At 70.2% G+C, this 16,312-nt stretch carries 11 protein-coding genes and 2 pseudogenes; 5 read left to right on the top strand and 8 right to left on the bottom strand.

Features of this window, described 5'->3' with window-relative positions; all coding sequences use genetic code 11:
- Nucleotides 1-36: 36 nt before the first annotated feature.
- On the top strand, nucleotides 37-2,085 hold the full coding sequence (locus CSC76_RS04755; RefSeq protein ID WP_162108893.1) for a TonB-dependent copper receptor: 2,049 nt from the start codon (nucleotides 37-39) through the stop codon (nucleotides 2,083-2,085).
- A 75-nt stretch (nucleotides 2,086-2,160) separates the two neighbouring features.
- Here CSC76_RS04755 and CSC76_RS04760 read toward each other — a convergent pair whose 3' ends face one another.
- Together CSC76_RS04760 and CSC76_RS04765 are read right to left on the bottom strand one after the other, a co-directional pair.
- Nucleotides 2,161-2,715: a response regulator transcription factor gene (locus CSC76_RS04760; RefSeq protein WP_162108894.1), complete on the bottom strand. Its 555-nt coding sequence runs from the start codon at nucleotides 2,713-2,715 to the stop codon at nucleotides 2,161-2,163.
- 13 nt (nucleotides 2,716-2,728) lie between these two features.
- Nucleotides 2,729-3,963 (bottom strand): annotated as a pseudogene (locus CSC76_RS04765) (ATP-binding protein).
- Between the two features lie 83 nt (nucleotides 3,964-4,046).
- On the opposite strand from CSC76_RS04765, the gene ispG reads away from it, so the two are divergent.
- A complete protein-coding gene (gene ispG / locus CSC76_RS04770) occupies nucleotides 4,047-5,312 on the top strand; it encodes a flavodoxin-dependent (E)-4-hydroxy-3-methylbut-2-enyl-diphosphate synthase (RefSeq protein ID WP_162108895.1) in 1,266 nt (421 codons plus the stop codon).
- Entirely contained in the window at nucleotides 5,299-5,988 is a 690-nt protein-coding gene (locus CSC76_RS04775) for a phosphatase PAP2 family protein (protein WP_425500834.1), read from the top strand. Before ispG ends, CSC76_RS04775 begins: the two co-directional genes overlap by 14 nt.
- 169 nt (nucleotides 5,989-6,157) lie before the next feature.
- On the opposite strand, the gene CSC76_RS04780 is transcribed toward CSC76_RS04775, so the two are convergent.
- Entirely contained in the window at nucleotides 6,158-6,763 is a 606-nt protein-coding gene (locus tag CSC76_RS04780; RefSeq protein WP_162108896.1) for a hypothetical protein, read from the bottom strand.
- A 55-nt stretch (nucleotides 6,764-6,818) separates the two neighbouring features.
- The gene (locus tag CSC76_RS04785) at nucleotides 6,819-8,234 is read right to left on the bottom strand and encodes a pectin acetylesterase-family hydrolase (RefSeq protein ID WP_162108897.1); all 1,416 of its coding nucleotides are present in this window, start codon (nucleotides 8,232-8,234) and stop codon (nucleotides 6,819-6,821) included.
- Between the two features lie 372 nt (nucleotides 8,235-8,606).
- On the opposite strand from CSC76_RS04785, the gene CSC76_RS04790 reads away from it, so the two are divergent.
- Complete coding sequence (locus CSC76_RS04790) at nucleotides 8,607-9,548, top strand: DedA family protein/thiosulfate sulfurtransferase GlpE (protein WP_162108950.1); 942 nt, start codon at nucleotides 8,607-8,609, stop codon at nucleotides 9,546-9,548.
- Between the two features lie 15 nt (nucleotides 9,549-9,563).
- On the opposite strand, the gene CSC76_RS04795 is transcribed toward CSC76_RS04790, so the two are convergent.
- Nucleotides 9,564-10,460 (bottom strand): GGDEF domain-containing protein, encoded by an 897-nt coding sequence (locus tag CSC76_RS04795; RefSeq protein ID WP_162108898.1) that lies wholly within the window; start codon nucleotides 10,458-10,460, stop codon nucleotides 9,564-9,566.
- A gap of 95 nt (nucleotides 10,461-10,555) precedes the next feature.
- Between CSC76_RS04795 and CSC76_RS04800 the strand changes: the two genes are divergently transcribed.
- Nucleotides 10,556-13,276: a serine/threonine-protein kinase gene (locus CSC76_RS04800; RefSeq protein ID WP_162108899.1), complete on the top strand. Its 2,721-nt coding sequence runs from the start codon at nucleotides 10,556-10,558 to the stop codon at nucleotides 13,274-13,276.
- 12 nt (nucleotides 13,277-13,288) lie between these two features.
- On the opposite strand, the gene CSC76_RS04805 is transcribed toward CSC76_RS04800, so the two are convergent.
- The 3 genes and pseudogenes from CSC76_RS04805 to CSC76_RS04815 form a co-directional block, all read right to left on the bottom strand.
- Nucleotides 13,289-14,197 carry a DMT family transporter gene (locus tag CSC76_RS04805; protein WP_162108900.1) on the bottom strand — a complete coding sequence of 303 codons (909 nt, stop codon included), beginning with the start codon at nucleotides 14,195-14,197 and terminating at the stop codon, nucleotides 13,289-13,291.
- Between the two features lie 14 nt (nucleotides 14,198-14,211).
- Nucleotides 14,212-15,251 (bottom strand): annotated as a pseudogene (gene murB / locus CSC76_RS04810) (UDP-N-acetylmuramate dehydrogenase).
- Nucleotides 15,248-16,303, bottom strand: coding sequence for a quinone-dependent dihydroorotate dehydrogenase (locus CSC76_RS04815; protein WP_162108901.1), 1,056 nt, complete (start codon nucleotides 16,301-16,303; stop codon nucleotides 15,248-15,250). Before CSC76_RS04815 ends, murB begins: the two are co-directional and overlap by 4 nt.
- Nucleotides 16,304-16,312: the final 9 nt, after the last annotated feature.

Consider the following 16,312-nt stretch of genomic DNA (forward strand, 5'->3'; position numbering starts at 1 on the left):
CTGCGGGTGCCGGTCACCCGCCTACTGGAGTCTTTCATGCATCCATGCTTCCTTCGCCGTCCCCTCGCCATCGCGGTCGCCTTCGCATGCGCGACGTCTGCCATCGCGCACGCCGACACCGCCCCCGACGCCGACACGCTCGATCGCGTGGTCGTCACCGCCGCACCCGTCTCGCCGCTGACCTACGAGACCGACCCGACCGTGCCGCGCCAGCCCGTTCCTGCCAGCGACGGCGCCGACTACCTGAAGACCATTCCGGGATTCACCGCCCTGCGCAACGGCGGCACCAACGGCGATCCGGTGCTGCGCGGCATGTTCGGCTCGCGCCTGAACCTGTTGACCAACGATGGCAGCATGCCCGGCGCGTGCCCAGCGCGCATGGACAACCCGCTGTCCTACGTGGCGCCGGAAACCTACGACCGGCTGGTGGTGGTGAAGGGACCGCAGACCGTACTGTGGGGGCCGGGTGCATCCGCCGGTACGGTGCGCTTCGAACGCGATACACCGCGCTTCGATGCGCCCGGCCTGCGTGTCGATGGCAGCCTGCTGGGTGGCTCGCACGGACGCAACGACCAGGTGCTCGATGCGACCGCCGGTGCATCGCGTGGCTATGCACGGCTCAGCGCCAACCGCTCCGAGGCCGACGACTACGAGGATGGCGACGGCCGGCGCGGGCCCTCGGCCCGGAAGAAGTGGAACGCCGACCTGGCCCTGGGTTGGACGCCGGACGCGGACACGCTGCTGGAGTTCAACGCGGGCATCGGCGATGGCGAGGCGCGCTATGCGGGCCGCGGCATGGACGGCTCGATGTTCCGCCGCGACAGCGCCAGCCTGCGGTTCGCGAAGCGCGACCTGCCGGGGGTGCTGGAATCCGTCGAAGCCAGCGTGTTCCGCAACCAGGCCGACCATCTGATGGACAACTACACGCTGCGCGAGCCCAACCCGATGAGCGCCATGCCCCTGCCGATGGCGGCGAACGTGGAACGCCGCACCGATGGCGGACGCACGGCGCTGAGCGCGAAGGGCGACGGCTGGGAACTGACGGGCGGCGTGGACATGCAGCGCAGCCGGCATCGCCAGCGCAGTGCGATGGGCCGCGGCACCTATCGCGCCGAGCCCTGGGAAACCGATGCGCGGTTCGAGACGCGCGGCGCCTTCGCCGAAGGCACGTGGCACGTCGCGGAGCAGCAGCGGCTGGTGGCGGGCGCACGCGTGGATCGCGCCGAGGTCCAGGACCGTTGCGCGACGGCCGGGATGATGGGCATGCCGAATCCGACCGCCGGTCTGACCCGGAAGGAGACGCTGCCGGGGGGCTTCGTGCGGTTCGAGCACGACCTCGCTATCGTGCTCGTCACCTGGTACGCCGGGGTGGGGCACACCGAGCGCATGCCCGACTACTGGGAGCTGTTCTCCGCCGACAGGGGGCCGATGGGTGCGCCGAATGCGTTCGCGGGCATCGCGCCGGAGCAGACCACGCAGCTGGACATCGGCCTGCAGTACCGCAGCGCGCGGGTCGACGCCTGGGTGTCGGCCTACGCGGGCCGCATCGACGACTACATCCTGTTTTCCTACATGAGCGGCGGCATGATGGGGATGATGTCGTCGGTGGCGAACGTGGATGCCCGCGTGCGTGGCGCGGAAGCCGGGGTGGAGTTCCGTCCCCGGGAGGGCTGGAAGCTGGGCGCCACCCTGGCCCACGCATGGGGCGAGGTCCGTCATGCCGGCGCACTGCCGCAGATGCCGCCGCTGGAGGCCAGGCTCACCGCCGCGTACGAAGGTCCGCGGTGGAGCGCGGGGGTGCTGCTGCGCGCCGTGGCGGAACAGGATCGCGTGGCCCTCGACCAGGGCAACGTGGTCGGGCGCGATCTGGGCCCCAGCGCCGGCTTCGCGACGCTCGCGCTGAACGGCGGCTACCGGTTCAACGACCAGGTCAGGCTGATCGCCGGCATCGACAACGTCTTCGACCGCACCTACAGCGAGCACCTCAACCTGTCCGGCAGCGCCGACTTCGGCTATCCCGCCGATCCGGTGCGGATCAACGAACCGGGACGGACCGCCTGGGTGAAGCTGCAGCTGGCGTACTGAGGCTGGCGGCGCATCGGCTGCCGGCATGGGACGGGCATCGCGGTCGACGCCGACCGCGATCCATCGCGCTGACCGCTATTCGTCGACCCAGCGTCGCTCCGGTCCGGGACGCTTGGCCAGCTTGCGTTGCAGCGAGCGCCGGTGCATGCCCAGCAGGCGTGCGGCGGCGGAGATGTTGCCTTCGGTTTCGGCCAGCGCCTGCTGGATGTGCTCCCATTCCAGCCGACTGAGCGGCGTCATGGTGTCTTCGGCAGCCTCGATGTCGTCGATCGGCGTGGCGGGTGTTTCCAGGCCCAGCGCGCGCAGGATGGTCGGCACGGTGGCTGGCTTGGGCAGGTAGTCGTCGGCGCCGCGCTTGATCGATTCCACGGCGGTGGCGACGCTGGCGTAGCCGGTGACCAGCAGGATCTGCATGTCGGCGCGGAGGGCGCGCAGCGGCTCGATCAGGGTCAGGCCCGAATCGCTGCCCAGCTTCAGGTCGACCAGGGCGAAGTCGGGCAGGTATTCTCGCGCCCGCGCCAGTGCGCTGGCCGCGTCCAGTGCGATTTCCGTCTCGATGCCCTTGCGCGCCAGGCTGCGCTGCAGCGTGCGCGCGTAGAGTTCGTCGTCGTCGACCAGCAGGCCTTTCATCGGATGCCTCGCATCAGGGAGATTCGTCGTTGCCCGCCACCGGCAGGCGGAACTGCACCTGCACGCCCTTGGGCGGCACGGCGCGCATGGTCATGCGCCCACCCAACCGCTCGATGGTGGCGTGCGACAGGGCCAGACCCACCCCCATGCCTTCGGCTTGCTGGTGCGGAAGAGTTGTTCGGACTGGAACGGCACCGATTCGTGGAAGCCGTTGCCGTAGTCGCGCACGGTGCCCACCAGTTCGTCGCCCTCGCAGCGCAGGTCCAGGTCCACCCGTTGCGATCCGGCCTGGCGGCTGGCGTCGGCTGCGTTGTTCAGCAGGGCCTGTAGCAGGTGGCCGGTGGAGGCGTCGGTGGCCAGCCAGGGGGGCAGGGCGCCGGTGCGCTGCAGTTCCACCGTCGGGCGGATCAGCTGCCAGCGCTGCACCACGTCGTCCAGGTCCACGCGCTGGCGCACGCCCATGTCGGCCGAGGCGGCGAGCGCGCGCACGCGGTCGCGGCACACGTCGATCAGCTGGCGCATCGTGCCGGCGTCGTCGCGGACATCGGCGTCGCTGGCGTGCTCGCGGATGTCCTCGGCCAGCAGCGTCAGGGTGGCCAGCGGGGTATTCAGTTCGTGCGCCACGGCAGCCGCGTGGGTGGCCAGCGCGACGATGCCCTCGTTGCGCGCGAAGCGCTCGCGCAGGCGCGCGAGTTCCTGTTCGCGCATCCGCAAGGCGGCCACCAGGCGGGGGGAGAAGTACAGCACCCCGCCGGCCGAGAGCACGAAGTTCACCGCCATGCCCCACAGGTGCACGTTGAACTGGCCGCCATGCAGGTGCGGCAGCGGGCGGCCGAACACGGCGGTCATGATGTAGCCCAGCAGGCAGGCCACGCCGGTGGCCAGCACCCAGCGCAGCGGCAGGGCCAGCGCCGAGACGGCGATCAGCAGCAGGAACATGGAACTGAACGGGGGGCCGATGCCGCCGCCCCGGGCCACCAGCCAGGACAGCACCGCCACGTCCATCAGCATGTGGGCGAAGGCTTCCCCCGGGCGCTCCTCGCCGGGCCGGCGGCTGCGCCAGGTGGCGTACACGTTGAACAGGGCCAGTGCACCGATCCCGCCCCACAGCGGCCAGCGGGGCAGGGCGATGCCCAGGGGACCCAGCGCGACCAGCACGGTCACCGCCTGGCCCACGATCGCCACCCAGCGCAGGTTGCACAGCGTGCGCAGGAACGACGGCGTGGTGGTCAGCAGGGTATTCGGCATCGGTACATGCTAGTGCAAGCGCGCCCACGCGGCCTGCGGCACGGCGTCGCAGGCGGGCGGGGCGCCCACGTTACAATGCCGGCATGCACGACGCCGTCACCCGCCCCACGCCCCCTACCGACGCCGCGCCCTGGCCGCGCCGCATCACCCAGGCCGTCCAGATCGGCAACACCGTCGTCGGCGGCGGCCGCCCGGTGGTGGTGCAGTCGATGACCAACACCGATACCGCCGACATCGCCGGCAGCGTGAAGCAGGTCGCCGAACTCTGGCGCGCCGGCTCGGAGATGGTCCGCCTGACCGTCAACAATCCCGAGTCCGCCGCCGCCATTCCGCGCATCCGCGAGAAGCTGGAGATGATGGGCATCTCGGTGCCGCTGATCGGCGACTTCCACTACAACGGCCATCAGTTGCTGGCGGGCGAGCCGGCCTGTGCCGAAGCGCTGGCCAAGTACCGCATCAACCCGGGCAACGTGGGCTTCGGCAAGAAGAAGGACACCCAGTTCGCCCAGCTCATCGAGTTCGCCATCCGCTACGGCAAGCCGGTGCGGATCGGCGCCAACTGGGGTTCGCTGGACCAGGCGCTGGCCGCGCAGCTGATGGACGAGAACCACGCGCGCGAGGTGCCGTGGGACGCCGGCCGCGTGCTGCGCGAGGCGCTGATCCGTTCGGCGGTGGATTCGGCCGAACGCGCGGTCGAGATCGGCCTGCCGCGCGACCGCATCGTGCTGTCGGCCAAGGTCAGCGGCGTGCAGGAGCTGATCGCCGTCTACCGCGACATGGCCAGCCGCACCGATTTCGCCTTGCACCTGGGCCTGACCGAGGCCGGCATCGGCAGCAAGGGCATCGTGGCGTCCAGCGCCGCGCTGGCGGTGCTGCTGCAGGAAGGCATCGGCGACACCATCCGCATCTCGCTGACGCCGGAACCGGGCCAGTCGCGCACGCAGGAGGTCATCGTCGCGCAGGAACTGCTGCAGACCACCGGCCTGCGCGCGTTCACGCCGATGGTCACGGCCTGTCCCGGCTGCGGCCGCACCACGTCCGAGTTCTTCCAGGAACTGGCCAAGGTCGTGCAGGAACACGTGCGCGGCCGGATGCCGGAGTGGAAGGTGACCCATCCCGGTGCCGAGAACATGACCCTGGCGGTGATGGGCTGCGTGGTGAACGGGCCGGGCGAATCCCGCCACGCCAACATCGGCATCTCGCTGCCGGGCACGGGCGAGGCGCCCGCGGCGCCGGTCTTCGTCGATGGCGAAAAGAAGGTCACCCTGCGCGGCGAGAACATCGCGCAGGAGTTCATCGCCCTGATCGACAGTTACGTCGAGGCCAAGTACGCGCGTGCGGCCGGCTGACCCGCTGGCGAACGGCCGGCGTTTCATCGCCGGCCTGTTCCGTGAACACGGCCGGCGCCTGCTCCTGCTGTTCCTCTGCCTGCTGGCGCCGCTGTGGCTGTTCGTCGAACTGGCCGACGAAATCCCCGAGCTGGAAGACTTCTACTTCGACGATGCGCTGCTCTGGCACGCGCATGCGCTGTCCGGCCCGACCCTGGACCGGTTCTTCGTGGTGGTGTCGGCGCTCGGCTACCAGTGGGGCGTGGTCCCGGCCGACATCGTGCTGACGCTGGGCCTGCTGGTCGCGCGTCGCTGGCGAGAAGCGACCTTCGCCGGCGTCTCGCTGGGTGGGTCCGCGCTGCTGAACATGGCGACCAAGCAGTTCTTCCAGCGCGACAGGCCGGCGCTGTGGGAGTCCATCGCGCCCGAGCACACCTTCAGTTTCCCCAGCGGCCACGCGATGGGCTCGGCGACGCTGGCGATGGTGGTGGTGCTGCTCTGCTGGCACACGCGCTTCCGCTGGCCGGCCGTCGTGCTCGCTGCGCTGTTCGCGCTGACCGTCGGGGCCTCGCGCATCTACCTGGGCGTGCACTATCCGTCCGCCATCCTCGGCGGCTGGGCGGCGGGCATCGCGTGGGTGTCTGGCGTCTACCTGGTGCTGTACCGCATCCGCGAACGGCCATGGCAGGTGCGGTGAGGCGTTCTGCTCTTCTGTAGGAGCGACGTGAGTCGCGACCGCATGAATTGAATATCGCGGATGCGTAGCTGATAGCGTCCATTCCGCGTCGCCATGTTGGGTGAGCGAGGGGAGGTGGCGGCGGAGAGCGTGCGGTCGCGACTCACGTCGCTCCTACAACGAGCCGGTTCTACGGCGTATATGCCCGCTCGCGTTCTTCCTGCAGGCGCTGGCGCAGGTACTGGTCGCGGGTGAGGCCGGCGGGAATCGTGGTGGCGGCCATCACCTCGGCGACCACCTGCGCTTCGCGCGCCTTGTAGGTCTGGAAGCGCGGGTCGTTGCGCTGCTGTTCGAGGAAGGCGGCCATGCGCCGGTCGGCGTGGGCGCGATAGCGGTCGGCGATGGCCGCGACTTGCTCCGCCTGCCGCGCGGGATCGTCCACGGTCGCCTTGACCAGCGCGGTGCGCAACAGCACGGCTTCGCCCGCGGACAGGCCGCCCGCGGCTTCGTACTTGTCGATCTGGCGCGTCAGCGCATCGGCGCGTTCGCTGCGTTCCACCACGCGCAACGACGCGGAACGCGCGAAGAAGTCTTTCGCATCGGCCTCGAAGCGCTGGCGCTCGAGGTGCTCCTGCGCCTGTGGCGTGGCTTGCAGGGAAGCCAGGGGCGACACGCCGTCGGCCGCTTCAACCGATGATCGCGGCGCGACCGGCTTGCCCGGGTCGTCGCGCTTCCACCAGACGATGGCGGCGACGAGAACCACGCAGGGCACCAGCAGCGTCAGCCATTTCTTCATGCAGGACCCCCTCTGTGCCGGGACCGTCGAAGCACGACGGTCCCGGACCCGGACATCACCCCAGCAACTGGTCCACCAGCCAGTACAGCAGGTTGAACGGCTTGGCCTTGTCGGCCTTGTCGTCCTGCTCGCTGGCATCCAGCACCTTGCCCCGGCCATCCAGCACGCTGTCGATGAAGTGCTTCAGTTCCAGGTTCTGCGCCTGCACGTCGGCGTTCTTGAAGTCGACGAGGGTGGGGCAGTGGCTTTCGTTGAGCGCGCGGTACTGCGGGAAATAACCGCCGACGTTGTCCAGGCCATTCAGGCGGTCGCGCAGGCGTGCGGTGTCCATGTCCCAGCGCGCATGGATGCGGGCTTCCTTGGTCGCCTGGTCGGGTGCATTGGCGATGTCGGGATAGAGGCGCTCGTACGAGTACGAGGAGTAGTTGAGGTCTTTCCAGAAGTGCGTATGGCCCAGGCGGTCGTTCGCATACTTGCTGGACAGCGCGGGATACAGGCTGCCGAGTTCGTCGAGATCGAACTGCGGCAGGCCGCTGGCGAGATAGGGCAGCGGGCCGTTCGGCTGGTCCAGCCCCCAGGCGCTGCGGATCAGGGCCATCAGCGGTTGCGAGGGATAGTCGACCGGGTTGCCGTTCTTCGGCGTGGGGAAGATCGGACCGGAAGCGTCGATCAGGAAGCTGCGCGTGGGCGCCAGGTCGCGGCGCAGCGGGTGGTAGCTGGTCAGGCTGCCGGCACCTCCGGCGCTGCAGCCGGTGGACAGCATCTGGGTGGGCCGTGGCAGGTTGTCCTTCAGCCAGCTCACCACCGCGCGCACGTTGCGCACGCCGTTGTGGTGCCACACCAGCGGCGCGTTCTGCCCGCTCGGGTCGTCGTAGACCGCCACGCGGTCGCCGCTGTAGATGTCGCCGGTGCAGTAGGGGATGTAGACCATGTTCCAACCCTGCGTCTTCACCGCATCGAACGGACTGACGCGGGTGACGAAGGGGCTGACCAGGCTCGCGCCCGGGTTCAGCAGGCTCATGTAGTCGTCGGGAATGCCGTTGGGATTGCGTGCGCCGCGTACGCCGGTCTGGCCGGTGCAGCTGGCGTAGTCCCAGCAGGCGCCGCCGCCCTCCATGTAGACGATGGTATTGCGCGTATCGGCCACGCGGTTGACGAAGAACTTGAAGGGCGAGCCGTCGCCGCAGACCGCGCCGGTCGAGGGCGCCAGCTGGATGGTCTGCCAGGCGTCGTAACGGCCGGGCTGGAAGCCGTCGCTGAAGCCGGACGGATTGGACAGCAGCGGATAGCTGCCGGTGCGCTGCGCGGCGGTCACCTTGTTGTCGGCCTTGGGCGGCGAGACCAGGTTCACCAGGGTCTGCCAGAAGCTGTAGTCGCCTTCTTCGGCCTTGAGTGGCGCGGCGATGGCGATGGCGAGCGCTGCGGTGGAGAGGACAAGCGGCAGGCGTGCGGGTCGTACGGGTGCAACCATGATCGGATCCTCCGGCGAGAGTCTGTGGACGTTCAACGGGATGGACTGCCTTGGCGTGCGGCACGCGTGGGGGCGGCGACCGTACAGCGGCGCATGGTGGTGCGTTCGTGGCGCCACGGGATTAAGTCCGCGTGATGGCGTCGGCTTTGGCTGCCCTGGCCCCCGGAATTGGCCGCGATGCCCCCCTTCGGCGCCCGCGCGGGCGGTCAGGTAAACGCAGCGATCCCGCGTCGCAGCACGCAGGTGGTACAGGCGTGCGGTATCGCGCCGGGCAACGGATCGTTGCGGGCGGACGCCTTGCCGCAGGCCGGCCGTGGATCGAACATGCGCACGCACGCCGCCGAATGCGCCGTGGACTCCCCGGGGATGGCAATGCAGGAACTGGTCGACCGATACGGCGCACTGCTGGTGTTCGCCAATGTGCTGGCGTTGTCGCTGGGTCTGCCCGTGCCGGCGATGCCCACCCTGGTCCTGGTCGGTGCGGGGCTGGCGCTGCAGCCGGAGGCGATGTGGCTGCCGCTGCTGGGCGTGCTGGCGGTGTCGGTGGCCGCCAGCCTGATCGGCGACAGCGTCTGGTTCTATGCCGGCCGCCGCTACGGCAACCGCACGCTGCAGTCGTTGTGCCGGCTTTCGCTGTCGCGCGACACCTGCATGAAGCGCACGGAACGCTTCTACGGCCGTTTCGGCGTGCGCGTCCTGTCGGTGGCGAAGTTCATCCCCGGCCTGTCGATGGTGTCCGTGCCGCTGGCCGGCGCCATGCAGGCGAGGCTGCCGCTGTTCCTGCGTTACGACGGCCTGGGCGCTGCCCTGTGGGCCGCGCTGGGGCTGGGACTGGGCGTGGTGTTCGCCCGCCAGGTGGAAACGGTCATCGACGCGCTGTCGCAGCTGGGCACCGGCGCCGGTGTGGTCATCGGCGTGCTGCTGGCGGCCTACGTGGGCTGGCGCTGGTGGCGTCGGCGCACGCTGCTGAGGTCGCTGGAGGGGGCGCGGATCGATCCGCCGGAACTCGAAGCCCTCGTCCGGGCGGGCCAGCCGCCGGTGGTGTTCGATATCCGCGCCCCGGGTTTCCGCGACGTGGACCCGTACGTCATCCCAGGCGCGGTGTTCGCCGACGAGCGCCAGCTGGACGGGATCCTGGCCACGTATCCGCGCGACGGGAAGGTCGTCATCTACTGCGCCTGCCCGGATGAAGTATCCGCGGCGTGGATGGCCGCGAGGCTGCGCGAGGCCGGCTTCCGCGACGTGCTGCCGCTGCGGGGCGGCATCGATGCGTGGCGGGACGCCGGTTACGGGGTGGAACGGATCGGCGGCTGAGCGCGTCCGCCGCGGTCAGTGCTCGATGCACACCCGGTTGCGGCCCTCGCTCTTGGCCCGGTACAGGGCCGCGTCCGCCGCGGCCATCATCCGGCTGACGGTGTCGCGCTCGGGCGTCAGCGCGGCGATCCCGATGCTGACGGTGATGCGCTGCGCCTCGCCGCCGGGGCGGAACACCACCGCTTCCACCGCCTCGCGCAGGCGCTCGGCGAAGCCGTAGGCGGCTTCCGGCCCGCACTCGGGCAGCAGCACGGCGAATTCCTCGCCGCCGATGCGGGCGGCCGCGTCGTCGTTGCGCACATGCCGGCGCACCAGCCCGGCGATCTGCTTCAGCACCTGGTCGCCGGAGATGTGGCCGTAGCGGTCGTTGATCGGCTTGAACAGGTCCACGTCGATGATGCACATGGTCAGTGCGCGCTGGTGGCGCATGGCGCGCGCGATCTCCTTCTCCACCGTTTCGATGAAATGGCGGCGGTTGTACATCTCGGTCAGCGCATCGTGGGTGGCGAGCTGGTAGATCTCCTCGTGGTAACGCGCCTCAACGCTGCTGTGGCTGATGAACTTCAGGATGCTCTCCCCTAGGGTGATGTGGTCGCCGTCGACCAGCGCCGATTGCGCCACCGGCGTATCGTTCAGCCGGGTGGTGTTGGTCGCGCCGAGGTCGCGCACCCAGTAGGTGTCGCCGTCGCGCCAGAGCTCGCAGTGCAGGCGCGAGACGCTGTTGTGCGGGATGTGCAGGTCGGCTTCCTGCGAGCGGCCCACGCGCACCCGGGCGGTGTCGATGTCCGCACGCCGGCCCAGGCCTTCGCCGTGGATCACCACCACGCAGGCCGAGCGCGGCGAGGCCGGCCGCGGGCCGTCACTCAGGATGGTCCGTTGCGTGGTGGGTGGATCGTGGGGGTCCCGGGACATGCGCGTGCGGCTGGCAGGTGCGGGCCCGAGTGTACCGGATCGGTCGGTCAACTCACGCTTCCGATACCATGCCGGGGCGCACAGGGGACCGTGGAATGACATCGCAGCCTTACGACGAACTCGCACCCACCGAAAGCCTGGCCACGCGCCTGCAGGATGCGCTGACCGCGGCCGACGGCACGCTGGCGCCCGGGGCGCGCCTGGGCCACTACAGCATCGAGGGCCTGCTGGGGCGCGGCGGCATGGGCGAGGTCTACCGCGCCACCCAGCTGGAACCGGTGCGCCGGGAGGTGGCCCTGAAGCTGATGCGCGCGCAGCGCCTGCAGGCCCGCCACCTGGCCTGGTTCGAAGTGGAGCGGCAGGTGCTGGCGCAGATGCGCCATCCGGCCATCGCCCAGATCTACGATGCCGGCACCACGGAGGAGGGCTATCCCTTCTTCGCGATGGAGCTGATCGAGGGCAGCCCGATCACGCGCTACTGCCGGGAGCAACGGCTGTCGCTGGACGAACGCGTGGCGTTGTTCATCCGCGTCTGCGAGGGCGTGCAGCACGCGCACCACAAGGGCGTGGTCCACCGCGACCTGAAGCCGGGCAACCTGCTGGTGGACACACTGGATGGCCGGGCCGCACCGAAAGTCATCGATTTCGGCATCGCGATGGCCGCGTCGCTGGCCGGCGACGCCGCACTGGAGCGCGCCGGCACGCCGGAGTACATGAGTCCCGAGCAGGCGCTCGGCGATGCGCGGCAGGTGGACACGCGCAGCGACGTGTACTCGCTGGGCGTGGTGCTGTGCGAACTGGTGAGCGGCGTTCGCCCCGAGGCCGTGGGCGAAACCTGGTCGGCGGAAACGCCGACCGCCGTCGCGCCGTCGTCGCGGCTGGCGGCGCTGCCGGCCGAGCAGGCACGACAGGTGGCGCAGGAGCGCGGCCTGTCGCTGCCGCGCATGCGCGACCGCCTGCGCGGCGACCTGGACTGGATCGTGCTGAAGGCCATGCAGCACGACCGGGACGCCCGCTACGGGTCCGTCGCGGCGCTGGCCGACGACCTGCAGCGGTATCTCGAGGGGCGCACCGTGGCGGCGGTACCGCCGAGCCGCGCCTACGTCTGGCGCAAGTTCCTGCGCCGCCACCGCGCCGCGGCCGTCGCCGCGGGCTTCGCGCTGGCGGCGTTGCTGGGCGGTCTGGGCCTGTCCCTGTACGGCCTGCAGCAGGCGCGCACGCAACGCGCACTGGCGGAAGCGCGCAGCGCGGAGCTGGAGAAGGTGGCCGCGTTCCAGCAGTCGATGCTGGAGGGGATCGACATCGAGACCGTGGGTGTGGGCCTGGCCGAGGGTCTGGCGGCTCAGGTGGCCGAACGCGCCCCGGCGGCCGCCGACGCGTTCGGCGCGACCCTGGCCAAGGCCAGTACCGGCGATCTGGCACGCGACCTGGTGGACCGTCAGCTGCTCGCCAACGCGGAAGCCGCGATCGCCCGCGATTTCGCCGACCAGCCCGACGTGGCCGGCGGCCTGCGCGAGTCCGTGGCGCGCGTCTACGCTGCGATCGGTCTGTACGACAAGGCCGCCGAGCTGTTCGGCCGGGTGGCCGAGCATCGCGCCACGAACCTCGGCGACGGCGCACCGGAGACGCTGCGCGCGCGCAACGAGCAGGTGCAGGCGCTGCTGGAGGGGGCGCACATCGACCAGGCCGAGGCCGTGCTGGAGAAGGCGCTGCCGCGCGCCTTCACGCTGCCCGCCAACGACCGCGTGCGGGTCAAGCTGGAACTGGCGCAGGCGCAGGTGATCTCGGCCCGCGGCGACCGACCGCGGGCGAAAGGCGTCGTCGAGGCGGTCCGTGCACGATTGATCGAGGTCGCCGGCGAGCGGGATCCGGCCACCCTGGAGGCCACCAACAACCTGGCCGCCGTACAGCGCAACCTGGGCGAACTGCCCGAGGCACGCGCGAACATGGAGCAGGTGGTCGCCGGGCGCACCGCGGTGCTCGGTCCCGATCACGAGGAGACGCTGTCGGCGATGGGCAACCTGGCCGTGCTGCGCATCATGAACCGCGAGAAGGACGCCGCCATCGCCATGCAGCGCGACCTCACTTCGCGCTACGTGCGCAAGCTGGGCAGCGAGCATCCGGTCACGCTGCAGGCACGCAGCACGCTGGCGACGATGATGGTGGACGCCGGCGACGCGGCCGCCGCGCTGCCGCTGCTCAAGGATGCGTTGGCCGCGCGCGAGCGGGTCTTGGGGCGCGACCACCCGCAGACGGTAAGGACACGCCTGAACCTGGCCACGGCGTACGCACGCCTGGAGGATTACGCGGCCGCGCTGCCGCTGGAGGAGCAGGTCATCACGATGCGTAGCCGGCTGCAGGGCCCATCGCATCCGGACACGCTGTCCATCCTGGTCAACCATGCCGGCACGCTGCTCAACGCGAAGCAGCCCGACGCCGCGCTGCGCCTGCTTTCGGACGTGCAGCCACTGGCATTGAAGGTGCTGGGAGAAAAACACCCGCAGGCGCAGATCACCATGGTGATCCGCGCCGAAGCCCTGCGCGTGTCCGGGCGCACGCGCGAGGCGCTGGACGAGTACCGCCGCCTGTTCGAACTGCGACGCAAGGTGCTCGGCGAGACGCACGTGGAAACGCGTACCGCGGCGTGGAACCTGATCGACACCAGTCGCGAACTGGGCCTGACCACGCAGGTCGACGCGCTGGAGCGGCAGTACATCGCCCCCTTGCTGACGGCCGATCCGGCCACGCTGGCCGATGCGGACGCCGAGTTCGTCAAACGTTATCGAGAGGGCAGGCGGCCTGGCAAACAGCGCTGAGCGCCGGCTACGTCACTCGCCGGGTTTGGCCGCCGCGCTGGGCGCCTCGGACGCGGCGCGGCGCGACAGCACCGCCTCGCGGTGCGCGATGTAGGCGTTGGCGCCGAAGATGATGCCGGCGCCGGCCAGCGTCCATGCGTCCAGCGTTTCGTCGAACAGCAGCCAGCCGAACAGGGCCACCACCGGCAACTGCATGAAGCTGATCGGCGTCAGCGCCGAGACCTCGCCCAGCTTCAGCGCGCGCGTCCACAGCATGTGGCCGCCGGTGCCCAGCACGCCGGCGGCGACCACCCACACCCACGTGATGCCCTGCGGCCATTCCCACACGGCCAGCGCCGGCAGCAGCGACATCGGCACCCACAGCAGGGTGGTGTAGATGACGATGCGGTCGGCCGGCTCGGTCTGCGAGAGCTGCTTGATCTGGATCGCCACCAGCGCGCTCATCACTGCCGCCAGCACGGCGATCATCGCGTCCGCTGTGAATTCCGCGGTGCCGGGCCGCACGATCACCAGCACGCCCACGAAACCCAGCACCACCGCGGTCCAGCGGCGTGCGCGCACGCGTTCGTTGAGCATCGCGGCCGCGGCCAGAGTGACGAACAGCGGCGTGGAGTACGACAGCGACACCGCCTGCGCCAGCGGCAGGTGGCCGATGGCCCAGAAACCGGCCAGCATCGAGCAGATGCCGATCACGCAGCGGAACAAGTAGCGCGGGAACTGGGTGGTCTTCAGGAACCCCGGGCCGTGCCGCAGGATGAGCGGCGCCGCGGCAAGCAGGCCGAAGAAATTGCGGAAGAACGCGATCTCGAACGTGTGCAAAGTGGCCGACGCCAGCCGGATCGCCACCACCATCAGGGCGAACAGCACCGTGCTACCCAGCATCAGCACGGCGGCGCGGAAGTGGGCGGGAATGGCGGGCATGCGCGGTGGTCGGGCTACCAGCGGGCGCCGATGATCTTCGGTTCCGGCTCGATCCCCACGCCGAAGCGCGCGTGCACGGATTCGGCGATGCGCCGCGCCAGCCCCAGCAGCGCGGCGCCGGTGGCCTGCCCGTGGTTGACCAGCACCAGGGCATGCGCGGCGGAGACGCCCGCATCGCCGTCGCGATGGCCCTTCCAGCCGCAGGCTTCGATCATCCACGCAGCGGACAGCTTGCGGTTGTGCGGGGCGTCGCCACGGAATACCGGCAGCGTGGGATAGTCGACCAGCAGCGCGTCGGCCTGCGCCTGCGAGACGATGGGATTCTTGAAAAAGCTGCCGGCATTGCCCACCACGGCCGGATCCGGCAGCTTGCGTCGGCGGATACGGATCACCGCCTCGGCCACCTCGCGCGCGGTCGGCGCGGAGATTCCCATCGCGCCGAGCTCCTCGCGGATACCGGCGTAATCCAGGCGCAGGTGCGGCGTGCGCGGCAGCACGAACTCCACCGCCGTCACCAGGTAGCGGTCGGCCTGGTGCTTGAACACGCTGTCGCGGTAGGCGAACGCGCAGGCGTCGCGGTCCAGCCGCACCATCGCGCCCGCATGGCGGTCCAGCGCTTCGACCACGGCGATGAACTCGCCCACTTCGGTGCCGTAGGCGCCGATGTTCTGGATGGGCGACGCGCCGGCGGTACCGGGGATGAGGGCCAGGTTCTCCAGCCCGCACAGGCCCTGCTCCAGCGTCCACATCACCAGCGGGTGCCAGGCGACGCCGGCATCGGCGCGCACGCGCGCCTGTTCGCCATCGTCGGACAGCACGCGCAGGCCGTGCGTGGCCATGGCGATCACCGCGCCCGGTGCATCGCCGGCGAACAGCAGGTTGCTGCCGCCGCCGATCACCAGGCTTTCGGATTCGGCGACCTGCGGCAGCGCCATCACCTCGCCCAGCGCCGAGGCGTCGTCCACTTCGATCACCAGGGCGCCGACGCCTGCACGCCGAAGGTATTGCGGTCCCGCAGGGGGGCGTTGGCGGTGAGGCGGTAGCCTGGCGTCATTCCGGCGCCACCGGCCCGCGACTCGGCGCTTCGCGACGGCGTCGGATGGCTTCCACGCATTCGTGGATCAGCTCCGGCCCGCGGTACACCAGGCCGGTGTAGCACTGCACCAGCGATGCGCCGGCGGACATCTTCGCCACCGCATCGGCGCCGGACAGGATGCCGCCCACGCCGATCAACGGAATGGTGTCGGGCAGGCGCGTGCGCAGGCGGCGCAGGACCAGCGTGGCCTGGCCCATCAGCGGCGCGCCGGACAGGCCGCCGGTTTCCCGCGCCAGCGGATGGTCCTGCACGCTGAGGCGGGACACGGTGGTGTTGGTGGCGATGACGCCATCCACCTGCATGTCGCCCAGCACGCGCGCGACCGCGTCGATGTCGCTGTCGGACAGGTCGGGCGCGATCTTCACCAGCATCGGCACACGCTTGCCGTGCTGTGCCGCCAGGTCCTCCTGCGCATCGCGCAGCGTGCCGATCAGCTGGCGCAATGCCTGTTCTTCCTGCAGTTCGCGCAGGCCGGCGGTGTTGGGCGAGGAGATGTTGACGGTGACGTAGTCGGCCAGCGGATAGACGCGTTCCAGGCAGTACAGGTAGTCGGACGCGGCGCGCTCGTTGGCGGTGTCCTTGTTCTTGCCGATGTTGATGCCCAGCAGGCCGCGGTCGCGGCGCGCGGCTTCGACGTTGCGCACCAGCGCGTCGACGCCTTCGTTGTTGAAGCCGAGGCGGTTGATGACCGCCTGGTACTGCGGCAGGCGGAACATGCGCGGCTTCGGATTGCCCGGCTGCGGCCTGGGCGTGACCGTGCCGATCTCGACGAAGCCGAAACCCAGCGCGAACAGCGCGTCGATGTGCGCGCCGTTCTTGTCCATGCCGGCGGCCAGACCGACCGGATTGGGGAAGGTCAGCCCCATCACCTTGGTGGGCATCGGGGTGATGGGACGCGCCACCAGCGGCGTGGTGCCGGTGCGGTAGGCCAGGTCGAGGGCTTTCAGGCCCAGGCCGTGGGCGGTTTCGGCGTCCAGGCCGAAGAGGAAGGGTCGGGCGAGGGGATACATGGCAGCAGG

It is taken from the genome of Pseudoxanthomonas mexicana (genome assembly GCF_010093385.1).
GTDB classification, from domain to species: Bacteria; Pseudomonadota; Gammaproteobacteria; order Xanthomonadales; family Xanthomonadaceae; genus Pseudoxanthomonas_A; species Pseudoxanthomonas_A mexicana.

Bases quoted from the DNA above. Each gene is read 5' to 3' on its own strand.
- CSC76_RS04755 (WP_162108893.1), top strand. From the start codon at position 37: ATGCATCCATGCTTCCTTCGCCGTCCCCTCGCCATCGCGGTCGCCTTC.
- CSC76_RS04760 (WP_162108894.1), bottom strand. From the start codon at position 2,715: ATGAAAGGCCTGCTGGTCGACGACGACGAACTCTACGCGCGCACGCTG.
- ispG (WP_162108895.1), top strand. From the start codon at position 4,047: ATGCACGACGCCGTCACCCGCCCCACGCCCCCTACCGACGCCGCGCCC.
- CSC76_RS04780 (WP_162108896.1), bottom strand. From the start codon at position 6,763: ATGAAGAAATGGCTGACGCTGCTGGTGCCCTGCGTGGTTCTCGTCGCC.
- CSC76_RS04785 (WP_162108897.1), bottom strand. From the start codon at position 8,234: ATGGTTGCACCCGTACGACCCGCACGCCTGCCGCTTGTCCTCTCCACC.
- CSC76_RS04790 (WP_162108950.1), top strand. From the start codon at position 8,607: ATGCAGGAACTGGTCGACCGATACGGCGCACTGCTGGTGTTCGCCAAT.
- CSC76_RS04795 (WP_162108898.1), bottom strand. From the start codon at position 10,460: ATGTCCCGGGACCCCCACGATCCACCCACCACGCAACGGACCATCCTG.
- CSC76_RS04800 (WP_162108899.1), top strand. From the start codon at position 10,556: ATGACATCGCAGCCTTACGACGAACTCGCACCCACCGAAAGCCTGGCC.
- CSC76_RS04805 (WP_162108900.1), bottom strand. From the start codon at position 14,197: ATGCCCGCCATTCCCGCCCACTTCCGCGCCGCCGTGCTGATGCTGGGT.
- CSC76_RS04815 (WP_162108901.1), bottom strand. From the start codon at position 16,303: ATGTATCCCCTCGCCCGACCCTTCCTCTTCGGCCTGGACGCCGAAACC.